Below are 21,410 nucleotides of genomic sequence, written 5' to 3' on the forward strand. Positions count from 1 at the left end.
TAGCCCGACTGCAAATCCGAACGACAAACATCCTATTGCAAAGCCCCAATGTTGTGATAGATTCAGAGAATAAAATTCACCCTGCAGTTACGAGTTCTGCACAGTGAAACACAAAGCAAAGCCACTACAACAATGAACGAGGCACGCTCATGAAACTCTTTGCTACTGCTCGCAAGACTCTGACGGTGTATGCGTCAGCCCTTACCCTCGGTATTACCACTGCGCTTTCCGCAGCGCCCGCCGCTGCACAGGACACTTTTACCTGGAAGGTGCAGTCCCACTGGCCCGGTTCCAGCAGCTCCTACACAGACAGCCTTGGCCGGATCAAACGGGTTCTGGAAGAGCGAACTGATGGCCGTCTGAAACTGCAGCTGTACGAGGCCGGCGCGCTGTTCAAGGCCACTGACACTTTCAATGCGGTAAGCCGTGGCATCCTGGAAATGGGCACCATTTCCCCGGCCTATGCCCAGGACAAGATCTCCCTCGCCGGCATTGCCTCTGGCCTGCCGTTTGCCTTCCGCAACGTTTGGGAGGCCGCCTACTTCCACCAGAACCTGGGGTTCGAACAGATGCTCCGGGACGAAGCGGCAGAGCACGACGTTTACTGGGCCACAGACAAGGTCTATCCCACTGAAATGGTGGTCAAGGAGCCGATTGAAAGCGTGGAGGACTTCAACAGCCTGAAGATCCGCTCCTCCGGCGCCCTGCAAACCTTCCTGACCGAAGCCGGAGCCGCTGCCTCTTATATTCCGGGCAGTGAACTCTACTCAGCCCTGGATTCCGGCATCGTGGACGGCGCCCACTGGGGTGCGGCCCAGGGTGCCTACAGCATGGGCCTGTATGAAGTGGCCAAGTACCATGTGCAGCCTGCCCTGAACATCGCCGGCACCGACGTCATCATCGTCAGCCAGAAGGCTCTGAACAAGCTGCCGGAAGACATGCAGAAGATCGTCAAGGATGCCCTCAACGAGCAGTTCTGGATCCGTACCAACGAGTACCAGTACAAGGAGCGCATCACCCTGGCCAAGGCCATTGAGGAACAGGGCGTGCAAGTGAATGTCCTCCCGGATGAAGTCCAGAACAAACTGGTCGCCACCGCCCAGGCCATGTGGGATGAGGAAGGCAAGCGCAGTGAGAATGCCAAGAAGGCACTCGATATGCTGAAAGGTTACCTGGCCGACCTCGGCTATCTCTGATCAGCCAGTGCTCTGACCGGGGCCGGGGTCTTCGACTCCGGCCTTTCTTTCCCCGAACCAAACCAGCATCCCGTGGGAGAATGCCATGAGTGTGATGATCGCCGCATTCATGAGAGGGGTTACCCGTCTCAACGATTTCATCGGCCGGTGGGTTGCCCTCCTGATTTTCGCAATGTTCGTGTTCCTGCTTCTTGAAGTCGGGTTCCGCTATCTGCTCAATTCTCCCACGGTCTGGACCAACGAACTGACCCAGATGCTTTTCGGCATCTACGCCATAATGTCCGGTGGCTACATCATGGCCCACCGCGGCCACGTCAACGTGGACCTGCTGCATTCGCATCTGAAGCCACGGAAACGCGCGGCTCTGGACATTGTTACCTCCGTGGTCTTTTTCATTTTCACGCTCGCCCTGCTGTGGTTCGGGATCGACATGGCCCAGGAATCCATGTCCAGTTGGGAGACTTCCTACTCGGCCTGGAATCCGCCTATCTGGCCGGTGAAGCTGGCCATACCCATCGGCACCGCGCTGCTGGTTCTGCAAGGGTTGGTCAAACTGCTCGAAGACATCGCCGTGGCTTTCAACCTCGATTACTACACGCCTCAAGAGTCCGAATCTGAAGGAGATCAGCTGTGAGCATTGAAGCCCTGACTCTCCTGTTCTTCGGTTCGCTGCTGTTTTTCCTGCTGCTGGGGCTGCCGCTGGCGTTTGTTCTCGGTGGCGTCTCGGTGGTGTTCCTGTATTTCACCTGGGGCTTTGATTCCTTCTACATGGTGGCCTCCCAGATCTGGGGCACCATGGAAAGCTTTACCCTGGTCGCCATCCCTCTGTTCGTGTTCATGGCCATGATTCTGGAGCGCACCGGGGTGGCACGGGATCTTTACCGGATGATGCACCTGTGGTGCGGCGGCCTCAGAGGCGGCCTTGCCCTCGGCACCCTTGGCATCTGTGCGGTGTTTGCCGCCATGGTCGGCATCAGTGGCGCTGCAGTGGTTGCCATGGGAACCATAGCCCTGCCATCCATGCTCGAGCGTGGCTACGACAAGAGCATGGCCCTGGGCGTAATCAATACCGGCGGTGGCTGGGGCATCCTGATTCCGCCCAGCATCCTGATGATCCTCTACGCCCTGATCACCGGCGTGTCTGTCGGCCAGATGTTCGCCGCGGGCATCATGCCCGGCATCCTGCTGATGGTACTGACGGCCATCTACATCCTGGTACGTTGCCATCTGCAACCGGAGCTGGCACCGGCGCTGCCAAAAGAAGAACGAGGCACCTGGCCGGAGAAATTCCGGGCTCTGCGAGCCGTGCTCCTGCCGATTGGCGTGGTGGTCATGGTGCTGGGTTCTATCATCGGCGGTATCACCACCCCGACTGAAGCCGCCGCCATGGGTGTTCTCGGCGCCCTGATTTCCGCCGCCGTGTATCGGCAGTTCAAGTGGAGCATTCTGAAGGAAGCTGCGATCCGCACCTTCAAGCTCACCGGCATGATCATGTGGATCCTGTTCGCCGCCCACGCGTTCAGCGCTGCGTACCAGAGCATGGGTGCCCAGGAGCTGATCGAGGGCCTGATGAACATGGTTCCCGGCGGCCCCTGGGGCATCATCATCGCCATGATGGTGATCGTGTTCCTGCTGGCCATGGTGCTGGATCCGGTGGGTATCATGCTGATCACCCTGCCGGTGTTCATGCCGATCGTGGAATCCCTGGGTTTCGATCCGATCTGGTTCGGCATCCTGTTCGTGATCAATATGGAAATCGGCTACATGACGCCACCCTTCGGCTTCAACCTGTTCTACCTGAAGGGCATCGTGCCGCCGTCGATCACCATGAAGGATATCTACAAGTCGATCATTCCCTTCGTGATTGTGGAGATCATCGGCATCATCCTGATCATGATCTTCCCGGAAATTGCCACATGGCTGCCGGATCTGTTTTTCTGAGCCTGGGCACAGCAAAAATTTGGCAGTGAATCCGTGAAAGCGCTACTCTCATAGGGCTCCCGGCATAAGGAATCCGGGGCCCAACACAAGGAGAGACGCTTATGCGCGCCCCATTATCTGCATCAATCCATACTGCAGTCATCACCACCCTGTTTGCCCTGCTCGCATTGTTTTCCGCGGGCACCCAGGCCCAGGGCCTGTCCGACCAGACCATCTCATCGTTTATCGACAGCCTGAAGGCTGCCGAACAGCTGGAACCTGAGTTTGAGGATCTGAGTGACGACATGGACAGCCAGAACGATGGCACCATGCCCGACTTCTCACGCATTTTCTCTGATTCGCTGAAGGAGCTGGAAGGTCACCAGGCCTATGGTCAGCTCGAGGATCTGGTTCAGGACCACGGCTTCGGTAGCCTTGAAGAGTGGGCGGCCACCGGCGACCGGATCTTCCAGGCCTGGATGGCCATCGAGATGGAGCAGCAGAATCCTGCCGCCCGTCAGGAGATGGACGCGGCCATGGCGGAAATTGAAAACAATCCCAACATGACTGCCGAGCAGAAGGCGCAGATGCGGGCCATGATGCAAAGCGCAATGGGTGCCATGGAGAGTGCCAGCAATGCGCCGCCAGCCGATGTAGAAGCTGTCCGCCCCCATGTTGAAGCCCTGAGGGAAGCAGGCAACTACTGAACTGACATCCCGGTTGCCAGGAAAACAAAAGCCCGACGGTTTAACCCGCCGGGCTTTTTTGTGAGTGAGCAGCCATCAGGCCGCTCGGGTGGGCATCACGACATCAGGTTGTAAACAAACACGATGGCAACCGCGATAGGCGTGACGAACCGGATCAGGTTGTACCAGAGGGTAAAGACTCCACCCTGCAGGGCCAGATCGGTTTTCAGCGATTCTTTGGCCACGAACCAGCCGACAAATACCGCCGTCAGCAAACCGGAAAGCGGCAGCAGCACGTTGGCCGTGAAGAAGTCCAGCAGGTCAAAGATGGTCTTGCCTTCGAAGCGCTCGAACATGGCGAGCGGCGCCACGTCGGCCCAGACGTTGAGCGACAGAATCGAGGCAATACCCAGTGCCCAGCACAGCACGCCTACCAGGATGGCACTACCCGTGCGGGCCAGGCTGGTCTTTTCCTCTACCCACTCAACCACCGGCTCCAGCAGGGAAATACCGGAGGTCCAGGCAGCGAACAGCAGCAGGATAAAGAACAGGGTGCCAAACAGGCCGCCCATGGGCATGTTGCCAAAGGCCAGCGGCAGGGTCTGGAAAATCAGTCCGGGGCCGGCACCGGCTTCCAGGCCATTGGCAAACACCACCGGGAAGATGGCCAGGCCAGCCAGAAGGGCGACCACCGTATCCATGATTGCCACGCTGACGGCCGTGCGGCCGATGGACACATCCCGCCCGAGGTAGGAACCGTAGGCCATCATGATGGCCATGCCCAGGCTGAGGGTAAAGAAGGCGTGACCAAGGGCTATCAGTACCCCGTTGAACGTCAGGGCATCAAAATTCGGCGTGAACAGGAAGCTGACGGCTTCACCAAAATGGCCCGTCGTGGTGGCGTAGCCAACAGCCACCAGCAGCAGAATGAACAGGGCCGGCATCAGGATCGTAACAGCCCTCTCCAGACCGCCTTTCAGGCCCTGGGAAACCACCAGAATCACCAGCGCCATAAAGAGGGTGTGCCAAAGCAGCAACTGACCGGGACTGGCCAGCAGCCCCCCGAACAACTCACCGATGGAGTCTGCAGTACCGCCGGTAAAGTCACCCATGGCGGCATGCCCTACGTAGGACGCTGCCCAACCACCAATCACCGAATAGAAGGAGAGGATAACAAAAGCCGCAATCATCCCGATGATGGCAGAAATCCGCCAGCCCGGGGCACTGAGATTGCGCTCTGCCACCAGGCGCATACTGGTGATGGGGTTATGGCGGCCATTCCGGCCGATAAACACTTCCGCCATCATGATGGGAATACCGATTACTGCGATACACAGCAGGTAAACCAGCACGAAGGCACCACCACCGTTCTCACCGGTAACGTAGGGAAACTTCCAGATATTACCGAGACCGACAGCCGAACCGGTTGCCGCCAGAATAAACGCCAACCGGGAGGACCAGAGACCACGGGCGGCCCCTGAACCGTTGCCCGAAACCGAGTTGGACTGAGTCATGTTGTGTTCCTGTGCTTTTGGCTGAGGAATGTCTTAAAAAGGGATAGCCACGGCGTTGCCGGGGCAATTGGGGCGGGATTCTGCCAGCACTGGCGCGTCGATGCCAGTGCTGGCGCCCTCCCGAACCGGGTTGATTCAGCGGGAGAGCAAGGAAGAAAAAGCTAACTAGCCGTTTTTGCTGATAAACCTGGCGATAAGGTCTTTCAGGCCACGGGACATGGCGCTAAGCCGGTCGCTGCTCTGCTTGGCAGAGTCCGCCTGGGCGTCACTGTGATCGGCCAGCTCAGCGATGTTGGTGATCTGGCGATTGATCTCGTCAGACACCTGGCTCTGCTCCTCAAAGGCCGCAGACATACTGATAAAGCTGTCGGAAATGGTCTCGATCGACGTAACGATATCCTTCAGGGAGTTTTCGGCTTCCCGCACCTTCTCAAGCCCCTGACCAGCCACAGCCTCGCCATCGCGGGTTGCCTGGACTGCTGAATCCACCTGCTGGCGGAAGTCGTCGATAACGTTCTGGATCCGTACGGTAGATTCCCGAGTCCGACGGGCGAGTGAGCGCACTTCATCCGCCACCACCGCGAAACCGCGGCCCTGTTCGCCCGCCCGGGCCGCTTCAATGGCTGCGTTCAGAGCCAGCAGGTTGGTCTGCTCGGCAATCTCGGAAATCAGGTTTGCTGCCTCACCAATGCTGTTGGTGGACTCACCCAGCTTGCTGATGGTTGCGCCAATCCCGTTTACACGGGTTACCAGTTCCTCGATGGCCACCAGCGCCTCGGCGCTCCGGTCGCTGCCAACACCGGCCAGGCGATTGGCCTCTTCGGCCTCCCGGGCATTGCTGGTAACCGACTCGGCCACTTCCTGGATCGAGGCGGTCATTTCATTGATGGCCGAGGCTGTCTGGTCAGTCTCCGCACGCTGCCGGGCAATGGCCGATGCACCATCACTGATGTATCGGTGAGAGGCTCTAGCCTGCTCGTAGAGCAGTTCCGCCTGGTCATCAATACGCGCCAGCGCCGTCCGAACCCGGGCCTCCTCACTCACCAACAACAGCGACAGCTGCGAGAACAGTCCTCGCTCGTCACTGTAGGTGCGGGCAACGATGGGATCGCGGAAGGCATCTGGCCGCAGGTCCAGCAGCCTGCGCAAGCGGGCAGCCAGGGAACTGAACACCAGGCCGAAACCCAGGGCGTGCCCCACAACGATCAAACCTGCCGCCAGCCAGGGCTGGTTGATCTGGAGGGCGCCAAGGCTGAGCACCAGAGATACCAGGAACGGCCAGCCGGAACGAAGCATCGACAACGCTCGGTTACTGAAGGATGAGGTCATTTTGCCGGCAGAAATCTTGCCATAAAGCCGCTCAGCCCGGGCAATCTGCTCGCGGGTTGGCTCGACCCGCACCGATTCGTACCCCACCATCTGGCCGTTCTCTCGAATCGGCGTAACGTAGGCACTTACCCAGTAATGGTCGCCGCTCTTTGCCCGGTTCTTGACCACACCCATCCAGGCCTTGCCGGCCTTCAGGTAATCCCACATATCCTTGAACACGGCCTGGGGCATGTCCGGATGCCGGATGATGTTGTGGGCCTGTCCAACCAGCTCTTCCCGGGAGAAACCGCTGATTTCCACAAACTCTTCGTTGCAGTAGGTGATCACCCCTTTCAGGTCCGTGGTAGTAATCAAACGCCCGCCTTTACGCATTTTGATTTCACGCTGGGTGACCGGGAGATTCTTACGCATAAACAGACCTTCTGACTCGGAGATGACCACGGGAATAGAAAAAGGCGCACAAGGGTAGCCCTCGACAAACATTATTGATATTCGTCAAAGGTTACCCTGCGTATGGAGAGTGTAACGGCAGAGGTCCGCGGAACCTTAGTGCGTGCAGGTACTTATGTTGAAACCGCCAGCCTGGCCCGGGGATGGAAACGCGCGTTGACCCAGAGGGAGAAAGCGATAACACCGCCCCCTACTGCCAGCCTCAGCAGATCGGCATCACGGTTCCAGATCAGCAGGTTCACGATCAGGCCCGCAGGCACCAGCGCGTTGTTCATGATGGCCAGGGTGCCGGCATCAACCACACAGGCACCGCGGTTCCACAGGAACAGGCCGAGACCGGAGGCAGCAAGCCCCAGCCATGCCAGGATGCCCCACTGCACCGGGGTGGTCGGCAGCTTGTCGGCATTGCCAAAAATCAGGAAGGATGGCAGGGCTATGATCAGGGCACCGAAGAAGAAATAACCGAAGGTGCGGTAGGCAGGCATATCGGTGGCGTAGTGTTGCATCACATGCTTGTAACCCACCTGGCCGGCGGCAAAGGTAAAATTCGCCACCTGGAGCAACAGAAAGCCGGTGATGAAGTCCTCACTGAGCCCATCGTAGCGTATGATACCCGCCCCGACGGTAGCGATAGCCGCAGCCAGAAGCGCCACCGGAGAAAAGCGGCGGAACAGGGCGTCATCCAGCAGGGTCACGTAAAGCGGGGTGAAGATCGTGAACAGCAGCACTTCCGGGACAGTCAGGTAGCTGAAAGACCGGTAAAGACACAGGTAGGTAATACCGAACTGCAACATGCCGGTTACAAGGATGCCAAGTTTCTGTCCGGAAGCCACGCCACGCCAGCGGGTGAACGGCAAAAACACCAGAGCACCGAGCAGAACACGGCTGAGCACCGCAAAATCGCTGTCCACCTGGCCGGCCAGAAATTCGCCGATCAGGCTGAATGAAAACGCCCACAGAACGGTAACAAAAACCAGAAGTCCCATCGCCACTGCCATCTATTGTGATCAAGGCGCGTACTTTAACGGTTTTGGGAGAAACTTGCAGTGCAGAAACACCGGATAAAACCCCATGGATGAAACCCACCAGCCATTACCGGAACCCCGGCAGCCGCTGGTCGCCAGAACGCTAACCGAGTGGCGAACCCTCGCCATTCTGGGCGGGCCGATCCTGATTGCCCAGGTCGCCCAAATGGCCAACGGCGTGATCGATACCATCATGGCCGGCCACGCCAGTGCCGAGGATCTGGCAGCGGTGGGTATTGGCAGCAGTCTTTGGATGCCCCTGTTCCTGTTTTTCATGGGCATGCTGGGGGCGCTGCAACCCATTATTTCCGGTTACAACGGTGCCCGGGAGGTTGGGAAAATCATGCCCGCCACCTGGCAGGGCCTGTATCTTGCCGCCTTCGGGTCCGTCATCATGATCCTGCTGCTGACCCATGTGCATCCGGTACTGGCGCTTCTGAACCTGGAGGCCAACACCGCCCGCATTACCCAGGGTTATCTGGACGCCTTTGCCTGGGGCATACCGGCCCTGCTGCTACTTACAGCGCTGCGCGGCCTGACCGATGGCCTCGGGCATACTCGCGTGATCATGGCGTTCTCTGTGCTCAGCACGCTGATCAACCTGCCCATGAACTACATCTTCATCTACGGCAAGCTGGGACTGCCAGCGATGGGCGGGGTCGGCTGTGGCTGGGCCACGTCCATTTCCAACGGCGTCGCGGCAGCGGCATTGCTGGTATACCTGAACCGCAGCCGGGTTTACCGTCAGTTCCACCTGATTTCCGATTGGGTAAAGCCGGATCTGGCAGGCATTCGCTACATCCTCGGCATCGGCGTGCCCATCGGCTTTACCATCTTCGTTGAGGCCAGCCTGTTCTCGGTGATCGCCCTGTTTCTGGCGCCCCTTGGCCCGGTGGTCGTCGCCGGCCACCAGATTGCCCTGAACGTGGTGTCTTTACTGTTCATGCTGCCGTTGAGCATCGGCATGGCGCTGACTCTGCGAGTTAGCTTCCTGATGGGTGCCCGGGCGCCTGCCACTGCTCGACTGATCTCCCGCAGCTCGCTGATTCTCGCTGCTGCTACGGCACTGGTTTTTGCCATACTGCTGTTTGTGTTCTCCCGGGAGATCGCAGCACTCTACACGAGTGATACCGAGGTTCAGGCAGTCACTGTCAGGCTCCTGATGTTCGCGGCCCTGTTCCAGATTGCCGACGTGATCCAGGTAACCTGCATCAGTGCCCTGCGGGGCTACAAGGATACCCGCATACCGATGTTCATCATGCTGTTCTCATTCTGGGGCGTAGGCATGCCACTGGGGTATGTGCTGACTTTCATGGACTGGCTGGTGCCGGCCATGGGAGCTGCCGGCTTCTGGGTAGGTCTGACGGGCGGGCTGGCATCTGCCAGCATTCTGTTGGGATGGCGACTATTCCTGTTTGCCCCGGATGGCAGTCAGGCTATATCGGCTGCCGGTTCCCGCGCCCCCTGAAGATCGGCAAATACGATCCGGTCTCGACCGGTTTCCTTGGCTTCGTATAGCGCGGTATCGGCCCGGGCCAGCCAATTATCGACACTTTCGCCATGCCGGAGTAGCGCCACACCAAATGAGGCGGTGACGGAACCACCGGGATGCTTCATGTACTTGCGCAGAACCTGTTGTAAATTATTCATCACTGCCTTGAGGCCAATGCCATCAACCCCTGGCAAAAGCAGCACAAACTCCTCACCGCCGTACCGGAACAGCTGGTCTGATTTGCGCGTGTTCTGTTTCAGCAGGGCCACCAGATCGGTCAGAACATCATCACCCACGCCGTGACCATGCTCATCGTTGATCTTCTTAAAATGATCGATATCCAGCAGCACCAGTGCGTAGGGCAGCCCCGTACGCTCGGCATCTGCTGCGGCCAGATCCAGCTCCTGATCCATTGAACGCCGGTTTTTGATGCCGGTGAGCGGATCAATCGTGGCCAGATGTTCCAGACGCTCTCGCTGATCATGGTTCCTGTGGGCAAAGACATAGGCGCAGGCGCTGACCACGAATGCTGTTGAGGCAAATGACCACATCTGAATGTCAGAGCGGAAAGCACCACCGTGAACCATCAGGGCTATGACCGAAGCCACATTCAGAAACACCGCGATACGGGGATTTGCGAGGAAGAAGGTCGTTACCAGACAGGGGTAAAGCCAGAAAAGCCCGGGTTCGCCCACCACGGCACCAACCGTTACCGCGCCGCTGCAAGCAATAACAGCAAGCACGAGGCCGCTTCGCCGGGTATCCCCACTGGCCCACGCGTATATGAGCGTGATAAGAATGCCAATAAGAATTGCCGTGTCGACAGAACCCGCAAGCGTATTACCCTGCATAAAGCGCATCGCAGCAAAAGGCGTAATGCCCAATATCGCGCTAGCACCCAACAAAGTAATGATCGACAACCTGAAATCGGTCTTAAGGCGATGGAGCATTCAGCGTTAGCTTCCGTCAAAAGTACTATTCTGAATTCCAGAATAGCTCAAGCAATTTGAATGATCGTTACAGGGCAACGATTCTTTACATATTCTCTATCAAAAAAGACAAAGTGTGAACGCCCGCTCATTTTTTATTCCGAAGAACAGGGACAGCCGTTAAATCAGGTAAAACCTCACGGTTTCCTATTCACAGACTCGTTCGCTCCAGTGGAGCCCCAACCGCATTCGGGGTTACACTGACTACATAACTAACCTGTACCCGAGACACCTGATTTGACCGAACTTGTCCGAATCGCTCCCGGCGCGCTAACCATCGGCCGGCCCCTGCCCTGGAACGTCTATGATGCAGACGGCAATGTCCTTCTGCGCCAGGGCTATGTGATTCAGACCAATTCCCAGCTGGAACAGCTGTTCGAGCGGGGCCGGTTCAAGCCCCGCAAGATCGAGCGCCCCCAGGAGGAGGTCTTCGAGGACAACCGGGAGCGCAATCCATTTTCTGACTACCCGGATTTGCTGCACTCCCTCGAAGCAACCCTGAACGCCATTACCGAATCAGACCCCTCGGCACAGAAACGCCTGTTGGGACTGGCCCGGATGATCGAATGCACCTGCACCGAATCACCGGAAGCCAGCCTGGCACTGGTCCATCTTTACTCCATCGGGCCGGTCATTCACGAGCAAATCCTGTTTTACGCCATTCTGTGTCAGTTCATCGGCCGGCAGTTCGGGCTGGAAGACAACCGGGTTGCCGTACTCACCGCTGCCGCCCTCACCGCCAATCTTGCCCTGGTGCCCATTGCCGACAAGCTCAATGCCTCCAATACGGTCCTGAACGACGAGCAACGGGGGGTGATTCGCAAACATCCCCAACGCAGCATTCAGGCCCTAAAGGCCGCAGGCATCGACAACAAGCTGCTGCTCACCATCATCGCCCAGCATCATGAGCAGGCCGACGGCAGCGGCTATCCCAAGGGCCTCAGTGGCACTGAAATACGCCCGGAAGCGGAAATCCTGGCCCTGGCGGAGCGCTACGTTGCAATGATCACCAAACGTGCCTACCGGCAGCGCATGAACGTGGCCAACGCCCGCAAACTGATTGCCAACCTTGCCGACGGCAAGTTTCGGCCTGCCATACCAAAGGCCCTGCTGCAGGTTCTGGGCGAGTTCCCGCCCGGCATTCTGGTACGCCTGGAAAATAACGAGGTGGGCGTGGTTACCCGGCGGCCGGTGCGGGCCCGGGGGCCTTTTGTAAAAGCCATTTTCGGCCCCCGTGGCAACCGTTACACCGGCACCTTCGAGCGGGACACCAGTGAGCCGGACTTCGGTATCCAGTCTCTCGAAGAGCCGGAAATCATGCCCTCCATGGACTTCAGTCTGGTCTGGGGCTTCCGCTCCTGACTGCCGTCACTCTCTGGTAAACCCAGTTCACAGACCCAGCGCCTGGGTGTGATGATCGAGATGATCATCTATAAACGAGGCGATGAAGAAATAGCTGTGATCGTAGCCCCGGTGCATGCGCAGGTTAATGTGATGGTGGAATTTCTCACAGGTATCCGCCAGAACATCCGGGTTCAACTGGCTGTCCAGAAACTCGTCTGCAGTGCCTTGGTCCACCAGTAGCGGCAACCGCTCGCGAGCGGTTGGAATGAGCAGCGTGGCATCCCATTCCTCCCAACTGCGGGGATCGTCTCCCAGATAGCCCTGGAAGGCTTTCTGGCCCCAGGGGCATTCCGTGGGGTTGGCGATGGGCGCAAATGCCGACACCGAAGCATAGCGGCCGGGGTTCTTCAGGGCGCAAATCAGGGCGCCGTGGCCGCCCATGGAATGGCCACTGACAGAGCGTTTGTCTGTTACTGGCAACTCATTCTCGACCAACTGCGGCAATTCCTTCACCACATAGTCGTACATCCGGTAATGGGGTGCCCAGGGTTGCTCGGTGGCGTTGATGTAGAAACCGGCTCCCGAGCCAAAGTCGTAGCTGTCATCCTCGCCCGGCAGGTTCACCCCACGGGGGCTGGTGTCCGGACAGACAATCGCCATACCCAGTTGCGCAGCCCGCTTCAGGGCGCCGGCTTTCTGCATGAAGTTCTGGTCGGTGCAGGTCAGCCCCGATAACCAATAGAGGACCGGCACCTTGCCCGGCCTGGAGCCCACAGCCACGGGCGGCAGATACACCGCGAACTCCATGTCGCATTCGAGGGTAGCGGAGGTATGCCGGTAGCGGCGGTGCTCGCCTTCGAAACAGACGTTCGTGGATAGGAGTTCCATAGTGTCCTCAATTTCAGGAAAAGTGTGTTTCAGTCCAAGGCACTGGCGTGCTTTGGCGGCTCCAGACCAAAACCGGTACGTGCCAGCTCGGCCAGGATAGCTGTACGCGTGACTATACCAATCAGTTTGTCGTGATCCACAACAGGGTACACCTTTGGCTTGCCCGCACCGAGGTTCTGGGCGAGATCCACCACTGACATCTCTGCCGAAATAGTGACCGGTTTCCGGAACATGACATCGTCAACGAGCGGGTCGCCCTCGCGGTGATAGCCGCTGACCAGGAGGGCATGAATGCAGTCCTGCTCGGAGATAAAACCGATGACATGGCGGTGGTCATCAACAACCGGCAGGCCGGTTACGTGGTTGTGGAGCAGCATCTTCACCACTTTGGTGAGCTGCGTGCCACAACGGATCGGCTCGATGTGGTTCCACATGACATCTGACACTTTCAGTGAACGCATGGGCAGAATCCCTCCCCTTGTTGGATGGTCGCCATTGCTATGAGCATAGGCAATCACACCCGAATCCACCACTTTTCCCGGACCATCGGTTTACACGGAAAAATATCTGACTAAACTCAACCGGTTATACCCAACCCGGGTCAAAAATCCAAACCAATCCATGGCAGACAGAGGGAGATCCCATGGAAGCTATTTCTGAATTCGTAGGGCAGATAAACGGACTGGTCTGGGGCCCACCCATGCTGGTTCTGATACTGGGCGTGGGGCTGTTCCTCAGCCTCGGCCTCAAGCTGATGCCGGTGCTGAAGCTGGGCGCCGGCTTCCGGCTGATGTGGAAAGGTCGTACTGCCGCCGGTGCCGAATCCGAGGGTGAGATCCCGCCGTTCCAGGCCTTGATGACAGCCCTTTCCGCCACGGTTGGCACAGGTAACATTGCCGGCGTTGCAACAGCGGTGTTCCTGGGTGGCCCCGGGGCCCTCTTCTGGATGTGGCTTACGGCCCTGGTGGGCATGGCCACCAAGTACTCTGAGGCAGTGCTGGCAGTGCGTTACCGGGAGGTAGACGAGCGCGGCGACCACGTCGGTGGCCCCATGTACTACATCCGTAACGGGCTGGGCCGCAAATGGGCCTGGCTTGGCGTGCTGTTTGCCGTCTTTGCAGCCATTGCCGGCTTCGGCATCGGCAACACCGTTCAGGCCAACTCGGTGGCCGATGTCATGGAGACCAATTTCGGACTGCCGCACTGGCTGACCGGCCTGGTTCTCATGGTTCTGGTGGGTATGGTCCTGATCGGAGGCATCCGAAGGATTGGCCATGTTGCCAGCGCCCTGGTGCCGCTGATGGCCGTTTCCTACCTGATCGCCGGGCTTGTGGTGCTGGCGATTAACGCCGCCGACATCCCTGCCGCCTTTTCCCTGGTGATCAAGCATGCTTTCAGTCCTATCGCCGCCGAGGGTGGATTTGCCGGTGCGGCGGTCTGGGCGGCGATCCGCTTCGGGGTAGCACGCGGCATCTTCTCCAACGAAGCCGGCCTGGGCTCTGCCCCCATTGCCCACGCCGCCGCACAAACCCGGAACCCGATCAACCAGGGCATGGTGGCCATGCTCGGCACCTTCATTGATACCATCATTATCTGCACCATCACTGGCCTTGTGATTATCACATCCGGCACCTGGACCTCCGGGGAATCCGGCGCGGCATTGACGTCCATGGCGTTCCAGGAGGCGCTTCCCGGCGTTGGCAACTATCTTGTAGCTATTGCCCTGGCAGTATTTGCATTTACCACCATCCTCGGTTGGTCATTCTATGGGGAGCGCTGTATTGAGTTCCTGTTCGGCGTAAAGGCCATAGTGCCATACCGCGTTGCATGGATTCTGGCCATCCCGGTGGGCGCCACCCTCAATCTGGGCTTCGTCTGGCTGGTGGCGGATACCCTGAATGCCATGATGGCTCTGCCAAACCTGATTGCCTTGCTGATGCTGAGCCCGGTTGTGTTCAAGCTTACCCGGGAGCACTTTGAGAAAGAGAAGGCATTGGGGGTTTGAGCCCCTTGTAATTGCCTCATCTGGCACCAAGGTTTGTCGTATACACTCAGAACACAACCCGGCAGTTTTCGGGCCGGAATAACAAACGAAATTGTCACTACCATGATCGAAGGAGAGTACACATGACTTTACGTCTCGGAGATACCGCACCCGATTTTGAGCAGGACTCCAGTGAAGGGAAGATTTCGTTTTACGACTGGCTGGGCGACAGCTGGGGTGTATTGTTTTCACACCCGGCGGATTTCACCCCGGTCTGCACCACGGAGCTGGGCCTGACCGCCAAACTGAAAGACGAGTTCGCCAAGCGCGGCGTGAAGGCCATCGCCCTGAGTGTTGATCCGGTCGATTCCCACCACGAGTGGATCAAGGACATCAACGAAACCCAGGGTTGCTCGGTGAACTTTCCGATCATCGCGGACCACGACCGCAAAGTGTCGCAGCTGTACGACATGATTCACCCGAATGCCGACAGCAGCCTTACCGTGCGCTCGCTGTTCGTGATCGACCCGAACAAGAAAGTACGGCTGATGATTACCTACCCGGCCAGCACCGGTCGGAACTTCAATGAAGTTCTGCGGGTAATCGATTCGCTGCAGTTGACCGACGAGCACAAGGTCGCCACCCCGGGCAACTGGGAACGTGGCGGTGACGTAGTCATCGTTCCGTCCCTGCAGGATGAGGATGAAATCAAGCAGCGCTTCCCGAAAGGCTATAAGGCGGTGAAATCCTACCTGCGGATGACACCGGACCCGAAAGCCAACTGGAGCGGTGACTGATCACCAGCCTCCAGGCCAAATAAAAAGGCCGGGCAGCTTAACAGCTGTCCGGCCTTTTTTGTGGAAGTGGGCTCAGATGAACGTTTTCATCTGACCCCGATACTTCAGTTATCAGAATGCCGGAACAACGGCACCTTCATACTTCTCCATGATGAAGTCTCGAACCGCGTCAGACTTCAGCGCCGCAGCCAGCTTCTGCATGGCTTCGCTGTCCTTGTTGTCCGGACGTGCCACCAGGATATTCACGTAGGGTGACTCGGAGCCTTCGATCACCAGCGCATCTTCAGACGGGTTCAATCCAGCTTCCAGCGCATAGTTGGTGTTGATCAGCGCCAAGTCCACCTGGTTCAGGATACGGGGCAGGGTGGCTGCTTCCAGTTCTTTGAAGTCCAGGTTTTTCGGGTTATCTGCAATATCACGGGGTGTCGCAGTGATCTTGCTCTCATCCTTCAGGGTAATCACACCGGCCTTCTGCAGGAGCAGCAGTGCACGGCCACCGTTGGTGGGATCGTTCGGAATGGCAACTACGGCACCTTCTTGCAGCTCGTCCAGCGAATCGATCTTGCTGGAGTAGGCGCCAAACGGCTCAACGTGAACGCCCGTCACGGTTACCAGGTTGGTACCACGGCCTTCGTTGAACTCGTCCAGGTACGGCTGGTGCTGGAAGAAGTTGGCGTCCATCCGCTTCTGATCAACCTGGATGTTTGGCTGGATGTAATCGGTGAACACCTTCACGTCCAGTTCCACGCCCTGCTCCGCCAGCTGTGGCTTCACGAATTCCAGGATCTCGGCATGGGGAACCGGGGTGGCGGCTACGGAGAGCTCTTCGGCAGCAACGGCGCCGGAGAAAGTGGCTGCGGCAGCCAGTGCTGCGAGTGTTTTCTTCAGATTCATGGATTAGTTCTCCTGTTGGACATCTTGAACGAATGAATTCGGGTTGGGAGTACGGCCTGCGGTCGGTCGGAGTCCCCTTCCGAAAAACGCCCGTAAATACCCCTGCGGGGTCCAGCCAGCAATCACAGATTGCTGTCGTTCGGCTGTCGCATAAAGCTTCGCTTTATATGCGCTCGGCCTCACCCATGTAGGGCTCGGTCGCGCCATCCCTGGCGCTCCACGTTTTCGGAAGGGGACTCCGACCGCCCACCGGCCCATATCCAGCTTTTCTACTTTCTGCTGAAGTACAGAACCAGACGGTCGCCGACCATCTGCAGCACCTGTACGAAAATAACCAGTAGCGCGACTGTAATGACCATTACGTCGGTCTGGAATCGCTGATAGCCGAAGCGGATCGCCAGGTCGCCGAGGCCACCGCCGCCAATAACGCCGGACATGGCCGCATAGGAAACCAGAGTGATCGCGGTAACGGTGATCCCGGCAATGATGCCTGGCAGCGCTTCCGGTAACAGAGCTCCGAAGATGATCTGTTTAACGCTCGCACCCATCGCCTGGGTAGCTTCGATGATGCCGCGGTCCACTTCCCGCAGGGAGGTTTCCACCAGTCGGGCGAAGAACGGTGCACCGCCAGCCACCAATGGCGGAATCGCGCCGGCCACGCCCAATGATGTACCGATCAGCATTACGGTAAACGGGATCATTACGATCAGCAGGATAATGAACGGCACGGAACGAAGTACGTTCACCACGAACGACAGCACCGCATAGGCGACCGGCTGTTCCAGAAGCTGGCGTTTGCCGAACAGGAACAGCAGGACACCGATCGGCAGGCCGATCAGGACACTGAACAGCAGGGACATACCCACCATTACCAGGGTATCCCAGCTGGCCCAGCCGATTTCGCTCCAGTCTACATTACTCCACAGGGCTTCCATCAGCGCAGCACCTCCACGTGAACGTCGGCGGCTTTCAGCGCCTGCATGGCCACCTCGAGATCACCGCCCACCAGTGACAGGGTCAGCTGGCCGTAGGGTGTGTCCTTGATGTGGTCGATTCGGCCGGAGAGGATGCTGAAATCCACGCCGGATTCCCGGGCGACGCTGCCCAAAAGGGGCTTGTAGGTGGATTCGCCCTTGAACGTCAGGCGCAGGATCCGGCCGTCGGCTTTGCTCAGGTCTTCCTGCAGTTCGTCCCGGTCAATGCTCTCGCTTTCGAATACGAAGTCCCGGGTGGTCGGGTGTTTCGGGTGCAGGAACACCTCGCTGACCGGCCCCATTTCCACCACCTCACCGGCGTCCATAACAGCAACCCGGTCGCAGACGCGGCGTACCACGTCCATTTCATGGGTGATCAGGACGATGGTCAGACCCAGTTCACGGTTGATGTCCGCCAGCAGCTTCAGAACCGACTGAGTGGTTTGCGGGTCCAGGGCGCTGGTGGCTTCGTCGCAGAGCAGGATCGTGGGCCGGCAGGCCAGGGCACGGGCAATGCCCACGCGCTGTTTCTGGCCACCAGAAAGCTGCGACGGGTATTTGTTGGCGTGGTCGGTAAGGCTGACCCGGGCCAGCAGTTCTTCGACGCGATCCCGGATTTCGGTCTTCGAGTAGATGCCTGCCAGCTTCATGGGGAAGGCAATGTTGTCCGCCACGGTCTTCGACGACAGCAGGTTGAAGTGCTGGAAGATCATTCCCACTTTGCGGCGAAAAGCGCGAAGCTCGGCGGCGTTGTAGTCGGTGATGTTCTCGTCATCGATCAGAATTCGGCCGCCGGTGGGTGGTTCCAGCAGATTGATCAGACGCACCAGCGTCGATTTGCCGGCGCCGGAATGGCCAACGATGCCGAATACCTCGCCGGTTTCAATGGTCATATCGGTGGGATGCAGCGCGGGGATCGCCCGGCCGCCTACCTGATACGACTTCTGTACCTGGTCAAATACAATCACGGTCAGCGCCTTGTGGGTGCAGCGTTAAAACCGGCGATTATAGCCCAAACGGTCGGCAAACCCGAATTCCGGAATGATTCTCAGTGTGGGTAGATATCCCTACACAAACGGTTACCTGACACCGCACAGCCCGGTGAACTAAACTTGGATAACAAAAGAACCTTACATTTCCCCGGAGCTCTTTCAGAGACGCGCTGCCCCATGGACTCACCAACGTGACCAACGAAAAACAACCAACGCCCTCAAGGATGAACTCCACCCAGGCATGGGTTACCTATCTCAGCAAAGTCGAGCTGCCGGTACTCGCCAATACGCTTCGACGCATTAATGAGCTGACCGATAGCCAGAACAGCACAGTCAACGAGCTGGCCAACGTGATTCTCAACGATGCCCAGCTCACCTCCCAGGTTCTGCGGCTGTCCAATACCGTGTTCTACAACCAGACCCGAACCCAGGTCAGCACGGTTAGCCGGGCTATCACCCTGATCGGCTTCGACGCGGTGAAGTCCATGGCGATTTCCTCACTGATCGTCGACACCCTGCTGAAACGGAACGACCGTCCCCACCTTTTGCGCTGCCTGGCCCGGGCGATCCATGCCGCTGTCCAGGCCCGGTGTCTGATGCCGAAACGCAACGAGACCGCGCTTGAAGAGGTGTTTATCGGAGCGCTGCTGATGAACATCGGCGAGCTGGCCTTCTGGTCCTGCGAAACCGATCAGGCCTCAGAACTGGAAGAGCGCCTGCGGCTTGAGGAGCCGCCGGTTGAAGCCCAGAAGGCCGTGCTGCACTCAACCTTTACCGAAATCACCCGGGGCCTTGTGGATGCCTGGTCCCTGGGGCCTTTTATCAAGGATGTTGTCTCGCCGGGGCAGGCCAACTCCATGGCCTCCAGCCTGGTGCGCAATTCCGTGGATATGGCCCGACTATCCGAGCAGGGCTGGAGCGGTCCGGACATGGACAAGGTGCTGGAACGCCTGGGCAAGGACATCGGTGAGAGCCCGGCCGTGGTTCGCGACCAGCTTAAGGTGAATGCCTCGGAAGCGACTCGCGTTGCGGTATCTCTGGGCATTCCCCAGGTCACCGCCATGATGCCGGGTGCCGAGGGCAAATTAGGCGAAACCGGAGCAAAGGCTCCGGACATGGATGCGGAACTTCAGCTGGAAATCCTGCGTGAATTAAGCCATTGCCTGGCCGAGAAACCCGACATCAACGAGGTTTGCCAGTTGGTGATAGAGGGAATCCACCGGGCAATCGGTATGCAGCGGGTGGCTCTGTTAATGAGTGACCGCACCGGCAACGAACTGGTGCCCCGAAAACTCGGCGGTCGCGGCACCGAGGAATGGCGTCAGCACTTCGTGATCCCCAAGGACGGCACCGGGCCACTGGGTTCGCTTCTGCCCCATGCCCACTGCAGCATCTACGAACCCAAACCAAACTCCGAAGGCGTGGCTTATGATCGTTGGCTCGGCAAAGTACCTGCCCTGATTGGCCCGATCAAGGCAAACGGCCGGCTGATCGGTCTGTTCTATGCCGACAATGCCGCCGGCGCCTACGTGCCCTCAAAAGAGCAGTTATCAGCGTTCGGCCACTTTATTCAGAACGCGCAGCTGTGCCTGACCTTACTCTCTACCCATTAGCATCCACTCAGAGCTCGTAGAGCCTGGTGACATGCAGAATCGGCCCGGTTGGGGATCCTGTCGGTGAACCGCCTTCGGGTTCAAGACTGATCGCCAGGGTCCGGCTGCGGGTCAAAGAGCTTTGGGCTTCATCCGACAGCGCCACCTCATGAGTGTCACCCGCCGGGAGGACCCCGAGAGAGAGTGGCTCACCATCCTCCGGAACAACCCAGAGCTCATAATCCTTGCCTGACTCGGCGGTGCCTGCGGCAACAGAGCGCAATTTCAGCAGGTTGCCACCACCGGTTTCACTCAACAGCCACAGCGGATCGCCCATATCGGCCTTGATGATTGCTCCGGCCAACAAGGGTCGCTCGACACCCGGGGACGGCTGCTGCAGCAACAGAACCGCGAAAAGAACCGCCGCAGCGGTTGCCACCAAGCCCCAGCCTGGCCAGAACCAACCGGCTTTTGCTGAGGACGCCGCTGTCGTTGTGGCCTGTTCCGGCCACAACCGCCTCTGGATGTCTGACCATACGCGGGGCGGTGGGGTTTCCTGCGGTGTGGCCGTCGATAACGCGCCCAACTGCTGCTCCCAGAACCAGACTTCCTGGCGTACCCGGCCTGACTCCATCATCCATCCTTCAAAGCGGAGACGGGCAGGGCCTTTGAGGGATCCCAGAACATATTCAGCGGCAAGAATTTCTACGCGTTCAGGTGATTTTCTCATCGTTCAAGACACCTCTTAAGCGCCATGAGTCCCCTTCGGATCCAGCTCTTCACGGTGCCTACCGGAGAGTTCAGGGTTTCCGACAGCTCATCGTGAGTGAAGCCTCGGTAATAGGCGAGCAGGATGCTATCCCGCTGCACATCGCTGAGTTCTTCCAGGCAGCCGGTCAGCTGGGCCGAACCGGAGGTGCGCAACGAATCGTCCAGAGGTCCAGCACGCCTGTCCTCAACCTGTTCAAGGTGCTCATCGCCGGCCGTCTGCCGCACTTTCCGGGCGCGCATCAGATCAAGAGTCCGGTACCGGGCAATGGTCATCATCCAGGCCAGCGGCGCACCCCGGTCGCGGTGGTATTCGCCAGCGTGATGCCAGATCTGGATGAAGCTCTCCTGCATCGCTTCTTCCGCAAGCTCTCGATGGTTCGCCAGTTTGACGCAAAGGCCGAACATTCTCGCCGCCACCTGGCTGTAGAGTTGTTGGAACGCTTGTCGATCCTTCCTCGCCACGGAACGCAGCAGTCGCATCAACTCATCCTGATTTACCTCGACAGAAGCCATAAACACCCTCGTTGTTATGGTTAATGCCCCAGGTACGGGCGTGCGGAAGCGGAAGTTGCG

20 protein-coding genes are annotated in these 21,410 nt (G+C 58.5%); 9 read left to right on the forward strand and 11 right to left on the reverse strand.

The genetic code is table 11. From position 1 onward, the window contains the following. The first annotated feature begins 149 nt into the window (after positions 1–149). The 4 genes from dctP (at position 150) to A8B84_RS11210 (ending at position 3,823) form a co-directional block, all read left to right on the forward strand. Positions 150–1,196: a TRAP transporter substrate-binding protein DctP gene (gene dctP / locus A8B84_RS11195; RefSeq protein ID WP_064229267.1), complete on the forward strand. Its 1,047-nt coding sequence runs from the start codon at positions 150–152 to the stop codon at positions 1,194–1,196. A gap of 85 nt (positions 1,197–1,281) precedes the next feature. After that, the gene (locus A8B84_RS11200; protein WP_053113628.1) at positions 1,282–1,830 is read left to right on the forward strand and encodes a TRAP transporter small permease subunit; all 549 of its coding nucleotides are present in this window, start codon (positions 1,282–1,284) and stop codon (positions 1,828–1,830) included. Further along, on the forward strand, positions 1,827–3,137 hold the full coding sequence (locus tag A8B84_RS11205) for a TRAP transporter large permease (protein ID WP_064229268.1): 1,311 nt from the start codon (positions 1,827–1,829) through the stop codon (positions 3,135–3,137). Before A8B84_RS11200 ends, A8B84_RS11205 begins: the two co-directional genes overlap by 4 nt. A 101-nt stretch (positions 3,138–3,238) precedes the next feature. After that, positions 3,239–3,823 carry a hypothetical protein gene (locus A8B84_RS11210; protein WP_064229269.1) on the forward strand — a complete coding sequence of 195 codons (585 nt, stop codon included), beginning with the start codon at positions 3,239–3,241 and terminating at the stop codon, positions 3,821–3,823. A 95-nt stretch (positions 3,824–3,918) separates the two neighbouring features. Here A8B84_RS11210 and A8B84_RS11215 read toward each other — a convergent pair whose 3' ends face one another. From A8B84_RS11215 to A8B84_RS11225, 3 genes are all read right to left on the reverse strand, one after another. Beyond that, the gene (locus A8B84_RS11215) at positions 3,919–5,316 is read right to left on the reverse strand and encodes a sodium-dependent transporter (RefSeq protein ID WP_064229270.1); all 1,398 of its coding nucleotides are present in this window, start codon (positions 5,314–5,316) and stop codon (positions 3,919–3,921) included. Between the two features lie 165 nt (positions 5,317–5,481). Next, on the reverse strand, positions 5,482–7,056 hold the full coding sequence (locus tag A8B84_RS11220; protein ID WP_064229271.1) for a PAS domain-containing methyl-accepting chemotaxis protein: 1,575 nt from the start codon (positions 7,054–7,056) through the stop codon (positions 5,482–5,484). Positions 7,057–7,208: 152 nt separating this feature from the next. Continuing rightward, complete coding sequence (locus A8B84_RS11225) at positions 7,209–8,081, reverse strand: carboxylate/amino acid/amine transporter (protein ID WP_064229272.1); 873 nt, start codon at positions 8,079–8,081, stop codon at positions 7,209–7,211. Between the two features lie 85 nt (positions 8,082–8,166). On the opposite strand from A8B84_RS11225, the gene A8B84_RS11230 reads away from it, so the two are divergent. Beyond that, positions 8,167–9,588, forward strand: coding sequence for an MATE family efflux transporter (locus A8B84_RS11230; RefSeq protein ID WP_064229273.1), 1,422 nt, complete (start codon positions 8,167–8,169; stop codon positions 9,586–9,588). Here A8B84_RS11230 and A8B84_RS11235 read toward each other — a convergent pair. Then, a complete protein-coding gene (locus A8B84_RS11235; protein ID WP_064229274.1) occupies positions 9,552–10,562 on the reverse strand; it encodes a GGDEF domain-containing protein in 1,011 nt (336 codons plus the stop codon). The two genes, A8B84_RS11230 and A8B84_RS11235, sit on opposite strands and share 37 nt — an antisense overlap. A gap of 276 nt (positions 10,563–10,838) precedes the next feature. Here A8B84_RS11235 and A8B84_RS11240 point away from each other — a divergent pair, with 276 nt between their 5' ends. Next, entirely contained in the window at positions 10,839–11,963 is a 1,125-nt protein-coding gene (locus A8B84_RS11240) for an HD-GYP domain-containing protein (RefSeq protein ID WP_064229275.1), read from the forward strand. A gap of 27 nt (positions 11,964–11,990) precedes the next feature. Here A8B84_RS11240 and fghA read toward each other — a convergent pair whose 3' ends face one another. Both fghA and A8B84_RS11250 read right to left on the reverse strand, forming a co-directional pair. Next, positions 11,991–12,833, reverse strand: coding sequence for an S-formylglutathione hydrolase (gene fghA / locus A8B84_RS11245; RefSeq protein WP_064229276.1), 843 nt, complete (start codon positions 12,831–12,833; stop codon positions 11,991–11,993). A 29-nt stretch (positions 12,834–12,862) separates the two neighbouring features. Further along, on the reverse strand, positions 12,863–13,294 hold the full coding sequence (locus tag A8B84_RS11250; protein ID WP_064229277.1) for a CBS domain-containing protein: 432 nt from the start codon (positions 13,292–13,294) through the stop codon (positions 12,863–12,865). Positions 13,295–13,476: 182 nt separating this feature from the next. Between A8B84_RS11250 and A8B84_RS11255 the strand changes: the two genes are divergently transcribed. Both A8B84_RS11255 and A8B84_RS11260 read left to right on the forward strand, forming a co-directional pair. Continuing rightward, a complete protein-coding gene (locus A8B84_RS11255; RefSeq protein WP_064229278.1) occupies positions 13,477–14,838 on the forward strand; it encodes an alanine/glycine:cation symporter family protein in 1,362 nt (453 codons plus the stop codon). Positions 14,839–14,960: 122 nt separating this feature from the next. Then, on the forward strand, positions 14,961–15,614 hold the full coding sequence (locus A8B84_RS11260; protein ID WP_064229279.1) for a peroxiredoxin: 654 nt from the start codon (positions 14,961–14,963) through the stop codon (positions 15,612–15,614). Between the two features lie 111 nt (positions 15,615–15,725). Here the strand turns inward: A8B84_RS11260 and A8B84_RS11265 are convergent, their stop codons facing one another. The 3 genes from A8B84_RS11265 to A8B84_RS11275 form a co-directional block, all read right to left on the reverse strand. Then, a complete protein-coding gene (locus A8B84_RS11265) occupies positions 15,726–16,508 on the reverse strand; it encodes a MetQ/NlpA family ABC transporter substrate-binding protein (protein WP_064229280.1) in 783 nt (260 codons plus the stop codon). A 269-nt stretch (positions 16,509–16,777) separates the two neighbouring features. Further along, complete coding sequence (locus tag A8B84_RS11270; protein ID WP_064229281.1) at positions 16,778–17,443, reverse strand: methionine ABC transporter permease; 666 nt, start codon at positions 17,441–17,443, stop codon at positions 16,778–16,780. Then, on the reverse strand, positions 17,443–18,450 hold the full coding sequence (locus A8B84_RS11275) for a methionine ABC transporter ATP-binding protein (protein WP_064229282.1): 1,008 nt from the start codon (positions 18,448–18,450) through the stop codon (positions 17,443–17,445). Before A8B84_RS11275 ends, A8B84_RS11270 begins: the two co-directional genes overlap by 1 nt. Before the next feature lie 215 nt (positions 18,451–18,665). On the opposite strand from A8B84_RS11275, the gene A8B84_RS11280 reads away from it, so the two are divergent. Continuing rightward, positions 18,666–20,087, forward strand: a complete 1,422-nt coding sequence (locus A8B84_RS11280) for an HDOD domain-containing protein (protein WP_064229283.1) — start codon at positions 18,666–18,668, stop codon at positions 20,085–20,087. Between the two features lie 7 nt (positions 20,088–20,094). Here A8B84_RS11280 and A8B84_RS11285 read toward each other — a convergent pair whose 3' ends face one another. Both A8B84_RS11285 and A8B84_RS11290 read right to left on the reverse strand, forming a co-directional pair. Then, positions 20,095–20,796, reverse strand: a complete 702-nt coding sequence (locus A8B84_RS11285) for an anti-sigma factor domain-containing protein (protein WP_064229284.1) — start codon at positions 20,794–20,796, stop codon at positions 20,095–20,097. Next, a complete protein-coding gene (locus tag A8B84_RS11290; RefSeq protein WP_064229285.1) occupies positions 20,793–21,350 on the reverse strand; it encodes a sigma-70 family RNA polymerase sigma factor in 558 nt (185 codons plus the stop codon). Before A8B84_RS11290 ends, A8B84_RS11285 begins: the two co-directional genes overlap by 4 nt. Positions 21,351–21,410: the final 60 nt, after the last annotated feature.

The sequence above is a fragment of the Marinobacter sp. EhC06 genome (genome assembly GCF_001650915.1).
Lineage (GTDB): Bacteria > Pseudomonadota > Gammaproteobacteria > Pseudomonadales > Oleiphilaceae > Marinobacter.

Bases quoted from the DNA above. Each gene is read 5' to 3' on its own strand.
- A8B84_RS11200 (WP_053113628.1), top strand. From the start codon at position 1,282: ATGAGTGTGATGATCGCCGCATTCATGAGAGGGGTTACCCGTCTCAAC.
- A8B84_RS11220 (WP_064229271.1), bottom strand. From the start codon at position 7,056: ATGCGTAAGAATCTCCCGGTCACCCAGCGTGAAATCAAAATGCGTAAA.
- A8B84_RS11225 (WP_064229272.1), bottom strand. From the start codon at position 8,081: ATGGGACTTCTGGTTTTTGTTACCGTTCTGTGGGCGTTTTCATTCAGC.
- A8B84_RS11270 (WP_064229281.1), bottom strand. From the start codon at position 17,443: ATGGAAGCCCTGTGGAGTAATGTAGACTGGAGCGAAATCGGCTGGGCC.
- A8B84_RS11235 (WP_064229274.1), bottom strand. From the start codon at position 10,562: ATGCTCCATCGCCTTAAGACCGATTTCAGGTTGTCGATCATTACTTTG.
- A8B84_RS11260 (WP_064229279.1), top strand. From the start codon at position 14,961: ATGACTTTACGTCTCGGAGATACCGCACCCGATTTTGAGCAGGACTCC.
- A8B84_RS11250 (WP_064229277.1), bottom strand. From the start codon at position 13,294: ATGCGTTCACTGAAAGTGTCAGATGTCATGTGGAACCACATCGAGCCG.
- A8B84_RS11215 (WP_064229270.1), bottom strand. From the start codon at position 5,316: ATGACTCAGTCCAACTCGGTTTCGGGCAACGGTTCAGGGGCCGCCCGT.
- A8B84_RS11230 (WP_064229273.1), top strand. From the start codon at position 8,167: ATGGATGAAACCCACCAGCCATTACCGGAACCCCGGCAGCCGCTGGTC.
- A8B84_RS11285 (WP_064229284.1), bottom strand. From the start codon at position 20,796: ATGAGAAAATCACCTGAACGCGTAGAAATTCTTGCCGCTGAATATGTT.
- A8B84_RS11210 (WP_064229269.1), top strand. From the start codon at position 3,239: ATGCGCGCCCCATTATCTGCATCAATCCATACTGCAGTCATCACCACC.
- dctP (WP_064229267.1), top strand. From the start codon at position 150: ATGAAACTCTTTGCTACTGCTCGCAAGACTCTGACGGTGTATGCGTCA.
- A8B84_RS11255 (WP_064229278.1), top strand. From the start codon at position 13,477: ATGGAAGCTATTTCTGAATTCGTAGGGCAGATAAACGGACTGGTCTGG.
- A8B84_RS11290 (WP_064229285.1), bottom strand. From the start codon at position 21,350: ATGGCTTCTGTCGAGGTAAATCAGGATGAGTTGATGCGACTGCTGCGT.
- A8B84_RS11265 (WP_064229280.1), bottom strand. From the start codon at position 16,508: ATGAATCTGAAGAAAACACTCGCAGCACTGGCTGCCGCAGCCACTTTC.
- fghA (WP_064229276.1), bottom strand. From the start codon at position 12,833: ATGGAACTCCTATCCACGAACGTCTGTTTCGAAGGCGAGCACCGCCGC.